This is a genomic window from Rhodovulum sp. FJ3, from assembly GCF_032918305.1.
Lineage (GTDB): Bacteria > Pseudomonadota > Alphaproteobacteria > Rhodobacterales > Rhodobacteraceae > SAT37.
Genome location: NZ_JAWJUU010000011.1, coordinates 19293 through 34304 on the forward strand (window position 1 = coordinate 19293; position 15012 = coordinate 34304).

Consider the following 15012-nt stretch of genomic DNA (forward strand, 5'->3'; position numbering starts at 1 on the left):
TGCCGTGGCAGTCAGGCCACGACACCGGCGGTAGATTCTGCGGTTGGTGACGTTAGTTGGGACGGTTCGCCATTTCCGAGCGGATCTGCTGACGCAGAACGTCGATCGGGACGGTTTGACCTTCGCGTTTGAACGACCAATAGGTCCATCCGTTACAGCTGGGCGCGCCCTCAAGCGCCGCGCCGACCTGATGGATCGAGCCTTTGACGTCTTGTGCGACCAGCGTGCCATCGGCGCGGACCTTGGCGGTTTTGCCGCGCGGGGACGTCAGAACCTCACCCGGGCGAAGCATGCCGCGTTCGACCAACTGGCCGAAAGGCACGCGCGGCTCGGCGCGTTTGGATTGCGAGACCGACAGGGCCTCGCGGTCGAATTTGCGGGTGTTCTCGATGCGCTTAGCTGCGACCTTGCGATAGGCCTCTTCGCGCTCGATCCCGATGAATTCACGGCCCAGCATTTTCGCCACAGCACCCGTGGTGCCGGTGCCAAAGAACGGGTCAAGGACGACATCGCCGGGGTTGGTGCTTGCGACCAGAACGCGGTGCAACAGGGATTCCGGTTTCTGCGTCGGATGCGCCTTGTCGCCGTTTTCGTCTTTCAGGCGCTCATGGCCCGTACAGATCGGCAGAACCCAGTCCGAGCGCATCTGAACGCCGTCATTCAACGATTTCAGAGCTTCGTAGTTAAAGGTGTACTTGCTGGCTTCCTGCTTGGAGGCCCAGATCATCGTCTCATGCGCGTTGGTCAGACGTTTGCCGCGGAAGTTCGGCATCGGGTTCGACTTGCGCCAGACAACGTCGTTCAGGATCCAATAGCCGTGGTTTTGCAACGCTGCGCCAACACGGAAAATGTTGTGGTAGGACCCGATCACCCAGATCGCGCCGTTCGGTTTCAGGATACGGCGAGCGGCCTTGAGCCACGCGTTGGTGAACCGGTCATAGGCGGCGAAGGTGTCGAATTGATCCCATGCATCATCAACCGCATCCACCCGCGAGTTGTCGGGGCGGTGCAATTCGCCCTTCAGCTGCAGGTTATAGGGCGGGTCGGCAAAGATCAGGTCAACAGAGTTTTCCGGGAGGCTGTTCATCACCTCCACGCAGTCACCGGCCAATATCTGATTGAGCGGGAGCGCAGGCGCCCCCTGTTTCTTAGTCATGGTTTTCATCTCTGCCTCATACAATCGCGCCATTTTTGGCGTCGTTTTGTTGCCTACAAAGATGAGTCAAAGGTGATTCGGCGTCAATTTCTTTTTTGAATCAGTGACTTACTGTTTTCGCTTGATACAAGATATTGTGTACCGGCTTAAACGAACGTCTATGGTGTGGGGTGACACCAAGATTTCGAAGCGCCTCTAGATGCGTCTTGGACCCATATCCGGCGTTGGTTTCCCATCCATAGCCGGGGTGCTGTTGCGCTAAATCCACCATCAATGCGTCGCGCACCGTTTTGGCCACGATCGACGCGGCGGCAATCGACACGGATCGCGCGTCGCCCTTGATGATCGTCTCTCCTGCGCAGGGCATATCGCGGGGCATCCGGTTCCCGTCGACCAGCGCATAGTCCGCCGCCCGCCCCAAACCGGCCAGCGCGCGGCGCATCGCCAGATGCGAGGCCTCTAGGATGTTGATCTCGTCAATCTCTTCGACACTGGCATGGGCGATGGACACGTCCGCCGTTTCCATCAGAACCTCATAGAGAGCCTGCCGCCGTTTCGCGGTCAGCTTCTTTGAATCGTTCAATCCCTCGGGGATCGCGTTCGGCTTCAGGATCACCGCCGCCGCCGTCACCGGACCGGCCAGCGGGCCGCGCCCGACCTCATCCACACCGGCCACGATGGTGGCCCCGTTCGCCAACGCGGTGCGTTCAAATTCGAAATCGGGTATGAAAATCTCTGCCATGCTCCCGTGATGCCCGTCCCCGCGCGCGGTCACAAGAAAAAAGGCGGGGGAATTACCCCCCGCCCAGGTGTCGCCACGGGATCATTCCCCGTGCACTGCTCGACGCCAAACTCAGTATTTCGAATTCCCGATGACATAGCCGCGGTTCACCAGACATTGCGCGTTATAGCCGGGGACCTGGCCGGATTTGGTTTTCACCCATGTGGCGCATTTCTTGGGCAGGTCGCGGACCGCGCCGGATTTCGCCAGACATTGATAGGAAAACACCTGTTTGCGGTTGCCGCCCTGACGGGTGTTCACCAGACATTTCAGAGGCAGGGATTTCGACGTGTTGTAATGCGGGTTCTTAGGGTTCTGGTGGCCGTAGGCATTCCCGTTCTTCGGGTAGTAGTAATTGCCATGCGCCGGCGTGATTTGATGCGCCGAGGTGTCATCGTATTCCTGATATTTCTGAACATCGGTCGTGGATGATTTGTTTTTGTCCTTGCGGTTATGTTCGACATTCAGGGCCAGACCGATCACCGCAGCGGCCCCCAGCGCGGCCAAAAGGCCCTCGTCGATTTCGGCCTGTGCGGGCGCGGCAAAGGTGGTGACGCCAAGGGCGCTGGACAGGATCAGGGCAAGTGCGGGGCGAAACATGATGTGGTCCTTTCGGGTGGTGCGTGGCACGATGTGCGTTGTCTGATCCGACGATGGGGACCACCCGCCGAGACAGGCAATAACGGGCAAATGTTATCGTCTAGCGCCCCTTACGACCCCGATGATATTGAATAGCACGCCCGTCTCACCCATGATTGAGGCATGAAAATCCGCTCTCTCATATTGGGTCTGGCCCTGACCGCGCTTGCTCTTCCGGCGCAGGCGGCGTGCTATGCCGACTATAAGGCCAAACGCGAAAAGCCTTTGCGCCTGCACTACGGCGTCATTGAACTGTCCGATCAATCCTGTACCTCCCGCGATGCGGCGGCGCGCGAAATCTCGCGCAAGCTGGAAAAGGACGGGTGGCAGTTGCTGAATGTTATGTCCACATTCGCGCAGGATGGTTTGGCCGAGAGGAAGTCGAGTGCCGGAAAGTTCTACCTTAAATACTGAGACCGCGACGCGCCGACCGTTCCCCATCGTGGGGGCGGGAATTGCCGCGATTGTCGTGATCCTGTTTTCGGCGGCTCTGTTGCTGTTCACGAACCTGCCCGATGCGAATGTGTTCAACGAGCAGGTTGAGCGCATCTTTGTGGAAAACGACGACCTGCGGTCCGGTGCGGAAATCAGCCTGTTGGAAATTCTTGCGCAATCGGGCTCGGCCTTTGCGGATGTGCTTCAATCCTATCGGATGATCATCTTTGTCCTGATGGTGTTTGCGACGGCCCTTATGGTGGCGGCGTTTGTGTTTCTGGTGACGATCATCAACCTCAATCGCCGGATGAGCGAAATTCAGCGTCGCGGGATCGAGGTGTCGTCTCTGTTGATCAGTCGCGGCGAAAACGCGGTCATTCTGAACAACATGGAATTCAAGCTGACCCCCGCCGCGATCGAGACCCTGTCGGTTCTGGCCGAGGCGCGGATGGATGACGATATCCTGACCGGCTCACAGATCGAGGCCGTGATTTCAGGGCGTGACGCCACCGATTGCGAAGAGGCCGCCGGTGCCACACGGATCAAACGTCTGCGCGATGCCCTTGGCAACCAGATGATGAGCGAGCTGTTGATCAAGAACATCGCGCGCAAGGGCTATATGCTGTCGATCGACAAAGACGTCATTCGGATGATCTGATCTTTTCGGTGATGGGCGTGCGGACCCTTGGCATGTAAATTTCCTGCCCCCCCAACGAAAACCCTGTTTTCGTGCGCGATTGCTCGTTATATCCAAAACCCATCTAAAAACACCATTCGTGCCCGAAAAATGCTGCGATTTCGCAGCATTGTCACAGCGCAAGTGGTGACAGCAGGTAGGTTTGTGGGATGAAGATTGCGGTTGCGGGCCTTGGGTATGTCGGGCTGTCGAATGCGGTTCTGTTGGCACAGCACAACACCGTTGTAGCCGTCGACGTGACGCCCGAGCGGGTCGAGATGGTGAACGCGCGCACATGTCCGATCGTGGATGAGGATCTCGAAGATTTCTTGGCGAACAAGGACCTGAACCTGACGGCAACGACCGATGCGGCCACGGCCTATCGGGACGCGGATTTCGTCATTGTGGCAACGCCGACGAACTATGACCCCAAGACCAACTATTTCGACACCTCCAGTGTCGAGACCGTCGTGTCGCAGGTTCTTGCGGTCAATGACGAGGCGACGATCATCATCAAATCGACCATCCCCGTGGGCTATGTCGACAACCTACGGTTCGAGATGGACAGCGACAACATTGTGTTTTCGCCCGAATTCCTGCGTGAGGGGCGTGCGCTTTATGACAACCTCTATCCCTCGCGCATCATCGTGGGAGAACAGTCCGAGCGCGCGAAGGTCTTCGCCGATCTTTTGCTGCAAGGTGCGGTGAAAAAGGATGTCGAGGTCCTGTTCACCGATAGCCGCGAGGCCGAGGCGGTCAAACTGTTTGCAAACACCTACCTTGCGATGCGGGTGGCGTTTTTTAACGAACTCGACAGCTATGCCATGGCCGCCGGTATGGACACGCGCCAGATCATCAACGGCATCGGTTTAGATCCGCGTATCGGGTCGCATTACAACAACCCGTCCTTTGGCTATGGTGGCTATTGCTTGCCCAAAGATACCAAGCAGTTGCTGGCGAACTACAACCACGTGCCCCAGAACCTGATCCGCGCAATTGTGGATGCAAACCGCACGCGCAAGGATTTCCTGTCCGACCAGATCCTAATGCGCGGACCAAAGATCGTCGGCATCTATCGTCTGGTCATGAAGGCAGGGTCGGATAACTTTCGTCAATCCTCGATCCAAGGCATCATGAAGCGCCTCAAGGCCAAAGGGGTTGAGGTGATCGTCTATGAGCCCGTTTTGGATGAGGACGAATTTTTCCGCTCGCCCGTTGTGAATGATCTGGAGGCCTTTAAAGAGCGCGCCGATCTGATCATCGCCAACCGTCTGACCGACGACATCCGCGATGTGTCGGACAAAGTGTTCACCCGAGATCTGTTTGAGTCTGATTGATATGCCCACTGCACTAGTCACCGGCGCGGCCGGTTTTATTGGTTCGTTTGTCTGCCGCCGCTTGTTGGATGAGGGGTGGCGCGTCATCGGGCTGGACTGTCTGTCCGATTACTATGACGTCGCCCTGAAAGAACGGCGCGAGGCGGGTTTGCTGCAATCCGAGGGCTATCGGTCCGTCCATGGCATGGTCGAGGATCCCGGCCTGTTGATGCGCCTTTTTGAGGAAGAGAAACCCGATGTGGTCGTCCATTTGGCGGCGCAGGCGGGCGTGCGCTATTCGATTGAAAACCCGCGCGCCTATCTGGAAAGCAACATCATCGGCACCTTCGAATTGCTAGAGGCCGCGCGCGCCTACCCGCCGCGTCACATGTTGCTGGCCTCGACCTCCTCCGCATATGGGGCCAATACCGAGATGCCCTATCGCGAGGACGTGCGCGCCGACCATCAGATGTCGTTCTATGCGGCCACCAAGAAATCGACCGAAAGCATGGCCCACAGCTATGCTCATCTGTTCGATCTGCCCGTGACGATGTTCCGTTTCTTTACGGTCTATGGGCCGTGGGGGCGCCCCGATATGGCCCTGTTCAAATTCACCAAGGCGATTTTGGAAGGCGACCCGATCGACGTTTATAACTTCGGCGATATGAAGCGCGACTTTACCTATATCGACGATTTGGTCGAGGGTATACGCCGCCTCATCGACGCCGCGCCCGAACGCCCCGCCGATGGTGTCGTGGCCGAGGGCAATAGCCTGTCGCCCGTCGCGCCGTTCCGTGTGGTGAACATCGGCAACGCCGCGCCGGTGCAGCTGACTGATTTCATCGCCGCGATTGAAACGGCCACCGGCGTCACCGCCGAACGCAACCTGATGCCGATGCAAGCGGGCGATGTTCCCGCGACATGGGCGGATACGGCGTTGTTGGAACGTCTGACAGGGCATAAGCCAACGACCACCGTTCAGGATGGCGTCGCCGCATTCGTCGCGTGGTATCGGGATTACTATCAGGTCTGAACGCCAATCAAGGTGGCGACCCCGGCAGGATTCGAACCTGCAACCTGCCCCTTAGGAGGGGGCTGCTCTATCCAGTTGAGCCACGGGGCCGTCACGGGCTTTGTTGCCGGAAACCACATGTGTTGCAAGTCCCACGCGGAAAGATTGCGCTGGGGCGGTAAGGGGCTTGGAAATTCCTCACTATTATCGCTAACTATGAATGTGGAAAAAATCAAAAGGGTAAGCCATTGACCGAGTCGACCCCGCCCCGTAACCGCCGCCCCCTGACATTGCGGGACGTTTCCGAGGCCTCTGGCGTTAGCGAAATGACCGTAAGCCGCGTTTTGCGTAACCGCGGCGATGTAAGCGAGGCGACGCGCGAACGGGTGTTGGCCGCGTCCAAACGGCTTGGCTATGTGCCGAACAAGATTGCAGGCGCGTTGGCGTCGCAGCGGGTTAATCTGGTTGGTGTGATTATCCCGTCCCTGTCGAACATGGTGTTCCCCGAGGTGATGACGGGCATTTCCGAGGTGCTTGAAGCCTCGCCGCTCCAACCCGTTGTCGGCGTCACCCATTACAAGCCCGAGCGCGAAGAGGCCGTGTTGTTCGAGATGCTGTCGTGGCGCCCGTCGGGTGTGATCATCGCGGGCCTCGAACATTCCGAGGCGGCCACCGCCATGTTGAAAAACGCGGGCATTCCCATCGTCGAGATCATGGATACCGATGGCGAACCGGTGGACAGTGTCGTGGGCATTTCCCATCGTCGCGCGGGCACCGTGATGGCACAGGAAATCGTCAAGGCGGGTTATACGCGCATCGGGTTCATCGGCACCAAAATGCCGCTCGACCACCGCGCGCGCAAACGCTTTGAAGGGTTCACCGCCGGTCTCGCCAAAGCCGGGATCGAGATGGCGGATCACGAATTCTATTCCGGCGGTTCGGGTCTTGCCAAAGGGCGCGAGCTGGCCGAGATGATGCTGGCGCGCACGCCGGATCTGGATTTCCTCTACTGCTCGAACGACATGATCGCGGCCGGTGCGATGCTCTATTGCATGGACAAGGGCATTTCGGTTCCCGGACAGATCGGTATCGCGGGCTTTAACGGGATCGAGCTGTTGGACGGGATCAACCCGCGGATTGCGACCATGGATGCCTGCCGCCGTGAGATCGGTGTCAAAGCCGCCCAGATCATCGCGGATTGCACTGCCGATGGTGCGGATCAGGCGTCCGAGCGGGTGGAGCTTACCCCGACGCTGAATTTCGGTCAGACCCTAAAACGTCGTTAACCGTGTGTCGGGCCGGTGCCGGTAAGGGCGCAGGGTCCGTTCGCAACGGCACCAAGGCGGTCTGGGCCAAGAGGCGAAGGTCGCTCTGCCATGTGCGCAGGGCGTTGTAATCCCGATCCAGCGTGATTTTTGCAGGCATCAGGCCGTCCAGATAGACCCGTCGCGCGGTTAATGTGTCTGGGCAGGCCGACAGAATCGCCGCCTCATGCCCGTAAAAGGTCAGCGTGGCTAGGCCGGTTAGACCCGGCGGTGTTTCCAGAACCTCACGGAACAAATCAGGGCAGGCGCGGACATGCGCGGGCAGCGGCGGGCGCGTTCCGATCAACGTGATGTCCCCGCGCAAGAGGTTCCACAGCTGGGGCATTTCATCCAACCGGTGACGGCGCAGCACCGCGCCAAGGCCCGTCACACGCCGCTCAACAGCGCGGTCAAAATGGCGATCCGGTCCGCGGGAAGCGGACATGGTGCGCAGTTTCCACATCTGGAAATCCTGCGTCATCGAATGCATCCGGCGGGATTTGTAAAACACCGGCCGCCCGTCACAGGTCCAGACCAGTGCGGCCAGAACCGCGACCAAAGGCACCACAAGGGGGATCAACAAAACCCCGAACCCGATGTCAAAAAGTCTGCGCATATCATGCCCCCGCTGTTTACGGGTTCACGTTCGGGCAAAAAGGTTTCCAACCCCCTAAAGACCTGACGCATTCAAACCAAAGGTCGCGAAAGCGCCCTATTTCGGCAGGTCACCGTTAAGACCCGCCCGCCAGAGTGATCCTATGCGTGGGGGCGCATGGAATTTGGGTGGGTTATGGATGTTTTGACCCCGATAGGCACGGTCACGGGCAGCGCGTTTGGCGGTCCGATGACGGTTGCGCGGGTGTCGGTGGACGGCACGGGTTCTGGCGACATTGTCATCGTCGACAGCGCCACAGGACGGCGCATCACCCTGTCCCTATCGGGCGGGGGGATCAGTGTCACATCGGTCACGGATTTCCCCGCGTCGGGTGTGAACGCGGTGACGTTTGATATCGGCCCGACGGACATCGTGTTGGATGCGGATGATCTGGCGGATGTGCTCTCGTCCGGCGATTCCGAAACGCTCTACCATTACCGCAGCGGGACCAGTCCCGATGCGGTTGAGGTCGTCGCGGTGGGCGCCGACACGGTCATTCTGGCGCCCGCAGAGGGCGGTTTATACGTTTTCGATGTCTCGGGCGGCACGGCAACCTTGCGCGCCTCACAGCCCGCTGTTGCGCCTCTGGACGGGATGTCGGTGGTGACTGTGGGGGACGCCACCCTGATGATCGGGATTTCGGCCGAGGATCAGGCGGTCACGACCTATAGCGTCGCCGCGAACGGTACCCTGACCGCGATCCAGGCCCTGTCGCCGGAACAGGGCCTGTCGATCAACACGCCCACCGACATTCAGACCGTCACGATCAACGGTGCCGCCTTTGCCATCGTCACCGCCGCCGATAGCAACAGTCTGACCATCCTACACATCGCCGAGAGCGGCGCGATGACCGTCACCGATCATGTGATCGACGATTTGAACACGCGGTTTGACGGGGCCCTGATCGTTGAGGTGTTTCAGGTCGACGGAAAGGCGTTCATCCTGACCTCGGGCGGGGATGACGGGCTTAGCCTGTTTAGCCTGACGCCAGACGGGCATCTGGTACATCTTCAGACGGTGGCGGACACGACGGGCACGACGCTGGACAATATCTCGGGGATCGAGGTGGTTCAGGATGGCGCATCGGTTCAGGTGCTGGTCATGTCCCAGTCCGAGGCGGGCCTGACGCGCTTTGACCTTGATCCGGCGATGCTGGGCGTGATGGGTGGGACGGTTGGCGGCGCCGGCAACGATGTCCTGATCGACACGGCAGGTGCCGATAGCCTGACGGGCGGGGCAGGCGCGGATATCTTTATCCTGAAACCGGATGGCAGCACGGACACGATCACTGATTTCACGGTTGGGCAGGATGCGCTGGACCTGTCGGCATTCGGTCTAGTGCGGGATATCTCGTCGATCTTGGTCACGCCCACATCGAATGGCGCAATCCTGAGCGTCTATGGTGAGGACATCGTGTTGATCAGCAGCGATGGCGCGCCGATCACGGCGGCGATGCTGGGCACGGCGTCCATTGTCAACGCGACCCATGTGCCGGTGTTCATCGCCGCGACGCCCTTGCCCGGCGACGTGGTCGGGACCGAGGGCGATGATGTCCTGAACGCCCCGACGGGTGGCGGCGTGGTTTGGGGCCTTGGCGGGAACGACACCTTGCGGGCCAGCGACGGGGCCGACACGTTTCAGGGTGGCGCGGGGGTGGATCTGATCGATTATAGCGGCGCGAGTGCCGGGATAAATTTGGACCTGACGGCCTCGGAGGGCGGAACGGGCGACGCCGCGGGGGACGTGTTTTACGACATTGAAGGTCTGATCGGCAGTGCGTTTGCAGACACGCTCTGCGGGGATGGTGCGGATAACATCCTGTTCGGCGGCGATGGGGGCGACCGGATATGCGGGCGCGGGGGAAACGATACATTGGACGGTGGGGGTGGTCGCGACCGGCTAGAGGGCGGTGATGGACATGACGTCCTCTATGCCGGTAGCGATCATGATGAGGTGCTGGGCCAAGACGGCAATGATAGCCTCTATGGCGAGGACGGGGATGATACGATCTCGGCCTCTGCGGGGGATGATTTTGTCGACGGTGGTTTGGGTAATGACAGCATCGGTGGCGGGGATGGCGATGACGACCTGTGGGGCGGCGCGGGGCATGACATCATCGGCTCGGGCAATGACAACGACACGATCCATGCAGGCGATGGCGATGATGTGACCAGTGGCGGGTACGGTGCCGATGTCGAATATGGCGGGTCTGGCAATGACACCATGGCAGGCAGCTATGGCAACGATCTGGTCTATGGCGAGGATGGAGACGATAGCCTTGGCGGCGGCACGGGCAAGGACACGATTTACGGTGGCGCGGGGAATGACGAAATCGGCGGAGGGTCCTTTGATGATGAGCTGTACGGCGGAGACGGGCACGACTTTCTGGCCGGTGGTGAGGGTGCGGATACAATGGTCGGGGATGCGGGGAACGACACGTTGAACGGCGGCACGGGGGACGATGTCCTGACGGGCGGAACCGGCGTCGATGTCTTTGTGTTCAACGAATTCACAAGCGCCGAAGTCGACACGATCACCGATTTTGAGGACGGCGATCTGATCCGGCTCAAGGGCGTATCGGGTGGCTATAACGGGCTGACCCTGATTGACGGGACAGATGCAGGTGGGGCCTATGTCGACGTCACCTATGCCGATCACACCATCCGTGTTTACGGGGTGGATGATCTGGCCGCCGATGATTTCTGGTTCATCTGATCACGCGTTCAGAACCCGCCGGTAATGACGCCGCAACAGGGCGACGCCGACAAACATGCATCCGCCTGACACCGCCAAAACATAGCCCGCCGACAGGAATTCAGGCCGGTAGAGGCCATAAAACCCGCGCCGCATCATCGCAATCACATGAACCAGCGGATTCCACGTGACCAAGGACTGATAGGGTTCGGGCAGGCTGCTTGGCAGGAAAAAGATCGACGAGACGATGAACAATGGCCGGTTCGCGACGGCCCAAATCCGTTCCCACGTGGGGAACAGGGAGAGCAGCGCACAGTTCAACGCCCCCACCCCAAGGCCCAGACAGGCGGTCAACACAAAGGCCCCCGCGATATAACGCGCATCGATCCGCTCGCCGGTGTCATAGATGGCGAACAGCCCGCCAAACACAATCGCCGCGACCAAGGCATGGGTCAACGCCGCCAAGGCCCACCGCGCGATCAACGCGTCCAGAAACGTGACGCCCGGATAGAATAGCAAAGGCTTATTATACCGGATCGCGACGGACACCTTTTGCGACAGGTCCAGATACATCATGAACGGCAAAAATCCGGTCGCATAAAAAAGGGCAAAGTTCTGACCCAAGGGCGGCGCGGCAAAGGCCATCGAAAAGATCAGGCTCAGCAACGCGATCCCCGCGACGGGCTCTAGAATGGCCCAAGCATAGCCGCCGATGGATTGGCCATGCGTCGCCGCCACCTCACGCAGGATCAGGGCGGAAACGGCCCGCGCCGTTTGGGGCATTCGCAGGACGGGGATCTGTCTGGCCATATCAACCCTTTCTCAACCAAAACCGCGCACGGTGTGCCCAACGACGTATCAGTCATTCCTGAATCCATTCTTAGCGGGGCCGCCCTTGACCGTTGCACGCCATATCGGATTTCACTCTGTCCCCAAGTCGACCAAGGACGCGATTGCGTCCCTCGGGCTGGCCCGCGCGGCGCGTCCGCGGCGGCGGCATCTGGGATTGATTGCCAGCTTTGTTTTGCTGGTCCTGATCCCGCTGGATGTGCTGGGCTATTACCTGTGGGGCGTGGCGGCGGATCGCTATGCATCCCATGTTGAACTGTCGATCCAGCGCGAAGAGACGCCGGCGGCGCTCGATTTCCTTGGGGGGATTGCCGAGATCGGAGGCGGGAACGGTGCGGACGCCGAAATCCTGCGCGCCTATATCGAGGGGCCGGATATCATCGCGCGGGTGGATCGCGCGGTGGATCTGGGTGCCCTCTTGGGCGGTCGCGGCGATTGGTTTTTCGGCCTGCCGGATCAGGTCGACAGCGCGCTGATGCTTGCCCGTTGGAACCGGCATGTGCATGTCTGGCACGATCCGCAAAACGCACTGATCCGGTTGCGGGTGACGGCCTTTGCACCCGAGGACGCCCAAGCGATTGCCACAGCGATCAGTGATGAGGCTAGCGCGCTGATCAACCACCTGTCTGATCAGGCGCGTGCCGATTCCATTTACCACGCGCAGGTCGAATTGAACCGCACGGTGGAACGTCTGAAATCCGCGCGCCTTGCCATGATGGAATTCCGCACACGCACACAAATCGTTGATCCGGCGGCGGATATCGCGACGCGCATGGCCCTGTTGTCCGATCTGCGCCAGCAACGCACGGATGCCGAGATTGAACTGTCGATGCTACAGGAAACCACACGCACCAACGATCCCCGTTTGGCACAAGCCGCGCGGCGCAAATCCGCGATTGAACGGCGCATTGCCGAGGAAAAGGCGTTGTTCGGCACGGGAACTGGCGCCTATTCGGCGGTGATGGCCGAATTTGAAACGCTACAGGTCGATCTGGAATATGCCGAGAAATCCTATCTGTCCGCCCAAACCGCGCTTGAGGTCGCGCGCGCCCGTGCGGATCGTCAAACGCGGTACCTGACACCCTATGTTGGACCGACCCGTGCAGATACCGCCGAATTTCCCGGTCGTTGGCCGATCATGGGATTGGCGGCGGCGGCGTTGATCCTTGGCTGGGCCGTGCTGGCGTTGGTTTATTATAGCTTGCGGGACCGGCGATGATCCGTCTGCACAACCTGTCGAAATCCTATCTGGTGAACGGCGTGCGAACGGTTGTCGCGGACGGGCTAAACGCCACGTTTGAAACCCGCGGGGCGACGGCGTTGCTGGGCCGGAACGGCGCGGGCAAAAGCAGCCTGCTGCGTATGATCGCGGGCACGATGGACCCCGACGACGGGCAGATTGTCAAAACCGGTCGCGTGTCCTGGCCCGTCGGGTTCGCGGGCAGTTTTCATGGCGATCTGTCTGGCGCGCAAAACGCGCGGTTCATCGCGCGCATCCAAGGGGTCGATACGGATGAAATGTTGGACGCGGTGGCGCGGTTCACGGGCCTTGGCGCGCATTTCCACACGCCGGTCAAAACCTATTCCGCGGGTATGCGCGCGCGACTGGCCTTTGCCGTGTCGATGGCGATCCCGTTTGATACCTATCTGGTGGATGAGGTCACATCGGTCGGTGACGCGGAATTCAAACGCAAGAGCGAGGCCTTGTTCCACGAGCGCCTGCAACACAGCGGGGCGATCATCGTGACCCATGCCCTAGGTCTGGTGCAGCGTTTATGCGATAAGGCGGCCGTGTTGGATCACGGCCGCCTTACGTTCTATTCAGATATTGATCAGGCCATTCGCCATCATCAGGACCTATGCCGCAGTCACGGCTAGGCCCCGTTTAGACAAAGGTGAAATCGTCGGTCGTCAGATCCAACGCATCCAGACCGATGACCGTGACCGACGTCGTGCCAAAGGTCACCAAAGCACCCTCGGTCACGTCCGAGATGCTGAGATCGTTGAACGTGATGCCGCCGCTGATCTCGATGGTGTCAACGCCGTCGTCAAAGTCGCGGATGGTGTCGTCCCCATCGGCAAGATCGAACACAAAGACGTCCGCATCGCCTCCGCCAAACAGCTTGTCGTTCCCGCTGCCACCGTTAAGCGTGTCTTCGCCTGCGCCACCAAAGATAAAGTCGTTGCCGGTATCGCCCTGCATGTCATCGGCACCACTGCCGCCAAACAGGAAGTCATTGCCGTCATCGCCATTGATCGCATCACCGCCCGTGCCACCGGCCATGATATCGCGATCTGCGCCGCCCGACATGTCGTCGTTACCGCCGTTGCCCAGAACGGTATCTTCGCCCGCGCCACTGCTCAGGACGTTGTCGACATCGTTGCCGGTCAGACGGTCATCGCCCGCGCCGGTCATACCGTTTTCGATCACGGTGCCGCGCCCGATGATCAGGTTGCCGGTCAGACCGGCCACGTCGGAAATTGCGTCTTCGTTCAGATCGAGGTTCTGGTCGTCGCTGACGGTCGAGAAATCGAATGTGTCAATCCCACCGTCATCGTTGATGGTAAAGGCCACCGGACCGCCGGAATAGATCGCGGGATTGCTTTCACCGTCGAACATGATGCCGAACAGATCGCCCATGTACCCGTCGAGGTTCGAGTTCGCGCCGTATGTCGTGTCGCCGGTGTTCACGGTGATCGAGTCGCCATACAGGTACTGCATCGCGATAATATCGGCCAACATCGGGGTGATGATGTAGGCAAAGCTGGCGTCGACGGTCGGGTTGTCGGTCTGGCTAAAGTACGACATCACCGTCATCTGCCAGCTGTCATTGGTGTATTCCGCGTCGGTCAGCCAGCCCGCAGAGCCGTTGTAATCCCCCGCGTGACCCAGACCGATGGCGTGCCCGATTTCGTGGATGAAGGTTTGGAACGAATAGCTGTCCAGAGTGGTGCCGTATGCGTCGATCCAGTTTTGGGGGATGTTCACGATCGAATAGTTGATCACGCCGCCCGCGGTGCTGGAGGTCGAATAGGCGCCCGACGGATCGCTGTCACGAAAGATCAGGTCGGCGGGGAAGGCTTCCACCTCGACAAACTCAATGCCCATGACGTCCGACCATGCGTCCATCGCGTAACGGGCCAGCATCTCGGCCTCTTCACTGATGTCGTTGAACACATAGGTGATCGTGCCGCCGGTCGTGACGTCAAAGGAACGCTCGCTCCAGAACACGCTTGTCAGATAATTGGCGATTTCGTCCGGGGTGTAGGTCGGCTTGGTCGCAGACGTGCTGCCAACCGCATAATCGGCGTTGATTTTCTGAACGGGAGCGTTTCGATACATAGGACCACCAATAATTGACACGAAAGTGAATGAACTCGTTTCTGCTGTTGTATCGATGTTACTACAACAACTGTTTGTCAACAATTTGTCCTTAGCGTCTCTCCTTATGGGGGTGCTCCCTGACATTTCGTATGGGCCGAAAGGACATTTTT

At 59.5% G+C, this 15012-nt stretch carries 14 protein-coding genes and 1 tRNA gene; 8 read left to right on the plus strand and 7 right to left on the minus strand.

Annotation, left to right across the window (positions count from 1 at the left end):
- Positions 1-52: 52 nt before the first annotated feature.
- The 3 genes from R1W00_RS17670 to R1W00_RS17680 form a co-directional block, all read right to left on the minus strand.
- Positions 53-1165, minus strand: a complete 1113-nt coding sequence (locus R1W00_RS17670; protein WP_317264100.1) for a site-specific DNA-methyltransferase — start codon at positions 1163-1165, stop codon at positions 53-55.
- Positions 1166-1256: 91 nt separating this feature from the next.
- Positions 1257-1898: a ribonuclease HII gene (locus tag R1W00_RS17675; RefSeq protein WP_317264101.1), complete on the minus strand. Its 642-nt coding sequence runs from the start codon at positions 1896-1898 to the stop codon at positions 1257-1259.
- A gap of 111 nt (positions 1899-2009) precedes the next feature.
- Entirely contained in the window at positions 2010-2537 is a 528-nt protein-coding gene (locus R1W00_RS17680; RefSeq protein WP_317264102.1) for a hypothetical protein, read from the minus strand.
- A 162-nt stretch (positions 2538-2699) separates the two neighbouring features.
- On the opposite strand from R1W00_RS17680, the gene R1W00_RS17685 reads away from it, so the two are divergent.
- The 4 genes from R1W00_RS17685 to R1W00_RS17700 all read left to right on the plus strand — a co-directional run bounded on the left by R1W00_RS17685 (position 2700) and on the right by R1W00_RS17700 (position 6036).
- Positions 2700-2990, plus strand: a complete 291-nt coding sequence (locus tag R1W00_RS17685; RefSeq protein WP_317264103.1) for a hypothetical protein — start codon at positions 2700-2702, stop codon at positions 2988-2990.
- A complete protein-coding gene (locus tag R1W00_RS17690) occupies positions 2962-3669 on the plus strand; it encodes a helix-turn-helix domain-containing protein (RefSeq protein ID WP_317264104.1) in 708 nt (235 codons plus the stop codon). The genes R1W00_RS17685 and R1W00_RS17690 overlap by 29 nt, the downstream gene beginning before the upstream one ends.
- A gap of 188 nt (positions 3670-3857) precedes the next feature.
- Positions 3858-5024: a nucleotide sugar dehydrogenase gene (locus tag R1W00_RS17695; RefSeq protein ID WP_317264105.1), complete on the plus strand. Its 1167-nt coding sequence runs from the start codon at positions 3858-3860 to the stop codon at positions 5022-5024.
- Position 5025: 1 nt separating this feature from the next.
- A complete protein-coding gene (locus R1W00_RS17700) occupies positions 5026-6036 on the plus strand; it encodes an NAD-dependent epimerase/dehydratase family protein (RefSeq protein ID WP_317264106.1) in 1011 nt (336 codons plus the stop codon).
- A gap of 13 nt (positions 6037-6049) precedes the next feature.
- On the opposite strand, the gene R1W00_RS17705 is transcribed toward R1W00_RS17700, so the two are convergent.
- Positions 6050-6126, minus strand: a tRNA-Arg gene (locus R1W00_RS17705).
- Positions 6127-6263: 137 nt separating this feature from the next.
- Here R1W00_RS17705 and R1W00_RS17710 point away from each other — a divergent pair.
- Entirely contained in the window at positions 6264-7301 is a 1038-nt protein-coding gene (locus R1W00_RS17710) for a LacI family DNA-binding transcriptional regulator (RefSeq protein ID WP_317264107.1), read from the plus strand.
- Here the strand turns inward: R1W00_RS17710 and R1W00_RS17715 are convergent.
- Positions 7258-7935 carry a sugar transferase gene (locus tag R1W00_RS17715; protein ID WP_317264108.1) on the minus strand — a complete coding sequence of 226 codons (678 nt, stop codon included), beginning with the start codon at positions 7933-7935 and terminating at the stop codon, positions 7258-7260. The genes R1W00_RS17710 and R1W00_RS17715 overlap by 44 nt on opposite strands.
- A gap of 174 nt (positions 7936-8109) precedes the next feature.
- On the opposite strand from R1W00_RS17715, the gene R1W00_RS17720 reads away from it, so the two are divergent.
- Positions 8110-10689 carry a calcium-binding protein gene (locus R1W00_RS17720; RefSeq protein WP_317264109.1) on the plus strand — a complete coding sequence of 860 codons (2580 nt, stop codon included), beginning with the start codon at positions 8110-8112 and terminating at the stop codon, positions 10687-10689.
- Here R1W00_RS17720 and R1W00_RS17725 read toward each other — a convergent pair whose 3' ends face one another.
- Entirely contained in the window at positions 10690-11478 is a 789-nt protein-coding gene (locus R1W00_RS17725; RefSeq protein WP_317264110.1) for an ABC transporter permease, read from the minus strand. It abuts the gene before it with no gap.
- An 85-nt stretch (positions 11479-11563) separates the two neighbouring features.
- On the opposite strand from R1W00_RS17725, the gene R1W00_RS17730 reads away from it, so the two are divergent.
- A complete protein-coding gene (locus tag R1W00_RS17730; protein ID WP_317264111.1) occupies positions 11564-12736 on the plus strand; it encodes a hypothetical protein in 1173 nt (390 codons plus the stop codon).
- On the plus strand, positions 12733-13395 hold the full coding sequence (locus R1W00_RS17735) for an ABC transporter ATP-binding protein (protein WP_317264112.1): 663 nt from the start codon (positions 12733-12735) through the stop codon (positions 13393-13395). Before R1W00_RS17730 ends, R1W00_RS17735 begins: the two co-directional genes overlap by 4 nt.
- 7 nt (positions 13396-13402) lie before the next feature.
- Here R1W00_RS17735 and R1W00_RS17740 read toward each other — a convergent pair whose 3' ends face one another.
- Complete coding sequence (locus R1W00_RS17740; RefSeq protein WP_317264113.1) at positions 13403-14860, minus strand: M10 family metallopeptidase; 1458 nt, start codon at positions 14858-14860, stop codon at positions 13403-13405.
- Between the last annotated feature and the right edge of the window lie 152 nt (positions 14861-15012).

What these genes read in the sequence shown, in the direction of transcription:
- R1W00_RS17670 (WP_317264100.1), bottom strand. Translation starts at nt 1,165, where the DNA reads ATGAAAACCATGACTAAGAAACAGGGGGCGCCTGCGCTCCCGCTCAAT.
- R1W00_RS17675 (WP_317264101.1), bottom strand. Translation starts at nt 1,898, where the DNA reads ATGGCAGAGATTTTCATACCCGATTTCGAATTTGAACGCACCGCGTTG.
- R1W00_RS17680 (WP_317264102.1), bottom strand. Translation starts at nt 2,537, where the DNA reads ATGTTTCGCCCCGCACTTGCCCTGATCCTGTCCAGCGCCCTTGGCGTC.
- R1W00_RS17685 (WP_317264103.1), top strand. Translation starts at nt 2,700, where the DNA reads ATGAAAATCCGCTCTCTCATATTGGGTCTGGCCCTGACCGCGCTTGCT.
- R1W00_RS17695 (WP_317264105.1), top strand. Translation starts at nt 3,858, where the DNA reads ATGAAGATTGCGGTTGCGGGCCTTGGGTATGTCGGGCTGTCGAATGCG.
- R1W00_RS17700 (WP_317264106.1), top strand. Translation starts at nt 5,026, where the DNA reads ATGCCCACTGCACTAGTCACCGGCGCGGCCGGTTTTATTGGTTCGTTT.
- R1W00_RS17715 (WP_317264108.1), bottom strand. Translation starts at nt 7,935, where the DNA reads ATGCGCAGACTTTTTGACATCGGGTTCGGGGTTTTGTTGATCCCCCTT.
- R1W00_RS17720 (WP_317264109.1), top strand. Translation starts at nt 8,110, where the DNA reads ATGGATGTTTTGACCCCGATAGGCACGGTCACGGGCAGCGCGTTTGGC.
- R1W00_RS17725 (WP_317264110.1), bottom strand. Translation starts at nt 11,478, where the DNA reads ATGGCCAGACAGATCCCCGTCCTGCGAATGCCCCAAACGGCGCGGGCC.
- R1W00_RS17735 (WP_317264112.1), top strand. Translation starts at nt 12,733, where the DNA reads ATGATCCGTCTGCACAACCTGTCGAAATCCTATCTGGTGAACGGCGTG.
- R1W00_RS17740 (WP_317264113.1), bottom strand. Translation starts at nt 14,860, where the DNA reads ATGTATCGAAACGCTCCCGTTCAGAAAATCAACGCCGATTATGCGGTT.